Genomic DNA, 1,425 nt, shown 5'->3' with positions numbered 1-1,425 from the left:
GGGCGGCCCCTTGCCATCAGGAAAGCGCATGCGCATGCGCTTGAAGTTGATGTCGGCGCTCATCTGTTTGACGAGGGCGAGGTCTTCGGCTTCTTCGGTCAGTCGCTTCTGGAAGGCATAGCGGTGCAGGTTGTTCTGCAATTGCAGCAATGCCCAGTTGATGCGCGCCTCGCCACCCCAGCCGGCGGCGGCACCTGCAGCGGCATGCAGGCCCACGCCGGCATCGCCGACGCCCTTCCAGAACTCGGTGCCGACGCCGGGGACGTAGGTACCGAATCGGTACTGGCGGTCTTCACCTTCGCGACGCAATTCGTCGAAAACGTCGTACAGCCGCGCGACATTGCTATGCGACTTGGGCTCCGTGTCGTACTTACGGTTGTTGCGTGTACCGTCGAAGAAGAAGCCGAGATACATCGTGCGTTGGCACGACATGGCGTCGTCGGGCGACTCGGTGCAAGTAATGCCCTGGCGCTCGTTCGCCGTGAGTGCCCATGGGTTGTCGCTCACGTTGTCGGGAAGGCGTGAAACCGTCATGGCGTGTGGTCCTCCTTGTGTGGCTGGGATGGTTCTTCCCAAGAGGGTTTTTGGCGGAAGCATTTGGGATTGCCGGGGAACTGCTTTTCGCAGGCCCAGGAAGGGGCAAGCAGTCTCTCCGGGAAATCGGGATGCCCTGGATCCACACGGGTTGGAAAGAGTCGCAAGACCGCGCCTGGAAAGAAGGCGACCCACAGCATCGTGACGCCGCCAGGCCTGTACTGTTGATAAGGCTCCGTTGCCACTTCGCGCTCATAGAACGCGTCAGGGTTCTTGAGGTAGAGCGACTCGGTGCGCCAACGGATGATGAGCTTGTACTTCGGGTCCCATTGGCGGGGTACTTCTGCGTGGGCCGCGAATTTTCCCCCTCCGGCATGCGCGACCACGCCGCCAGCCCAGGAGCCGTTGACGTAGACCTCGTCGATGTAGTCGTCGGTGTAGTTGAGGAGACCGACCTGCAACGGCACCATGGCGTCTTCGTGTGCTGTTGCGGCGGCGGGGGCATCGGATGGCTTGCAAGCCGCCAGCGCGAACAGCAAAGCTATCTGCAGAAAGCATGTCAGAGCGTTACGCATCGCGTTCTCCCGTCAGTGGATGTGCGGAGCGACGCGCGGCCGATGCGGACAGCTTCGCGTCGTCGGTCGCGCGGCTGCGCCCAGCCGCCGTAGCCGTTGGCCAGCTCCGACATCAGCCCTTGCGCGGCGCCCACCGACGCCACGGTGTCGAACAGGCCCAGGAAATCCACGGTGGCCGGCACGCCGCAGATGCGCATCGGCCCGCTCGGCTCATCGCACAGCTCGCGTATCCAGTTGACGAACACGCGCGCCTCGGCCGCGCCGCGCGAGAAACCGAACACGGAGATGCGGATGCGCGCCAGCCGGGGCAGCTTGC

At 63.6% G+C, this 1,425-nt stretch carries 2 protein-coding genes and 1 pseudogene; all 3 read right to left on the bottom strand.

What is annotated here, in order from left to right; all coding sequences use genetic code 11:
• On the bottom strand, positions 1-534 hold a 534-nt coding region (locus AC3FOF_RS44540), incomplete at its 3' end, for a phospholipase effector Tle1 domain-containing protein (protein ID WP_488730312.1).
• Positions 531-1,109, bottom strand: coding sequence for a DUF3304 domain-containing protein (locus tag AC3FOF_RS44535; protein WP_488730311.1), 579 nt, complete (start codon positions 1,107-1,109; stop codon positions 531-533). The genes AC3FOF_RS44540 and AC3FOF_RS44535, both read right to left, overlap by 4 nt.
• Positions 1,094-1,425: pseudogene (locus AC3FOF_RS44530) on the bottom strand (hypothetical protein); the annotation flags it as partial. The pseudogene AC3FOF_RS44530 and the gene AC3FOF_RS44535, both read right to left, overlap by 16 nt.

This window comes from Cupriavidus sp. 96C5-1 (genome assembly GCF_057798855.1).
Note: the sequence above shows the minus strand (reverse complement) of the source record. Positions and strands in the feature narration are given on the sequence as shown.

Bases quoted from the DNA above. Each gene is read 5' to 3' on its own strand.
- AC3FOF_RS44535 (WP_488730311.1), bottom strand. From the start codon at position 1,109: ATGCGTAACGCTCTGACATGCTTTCTGCAGATAGCTTTGCTGTTCGCG.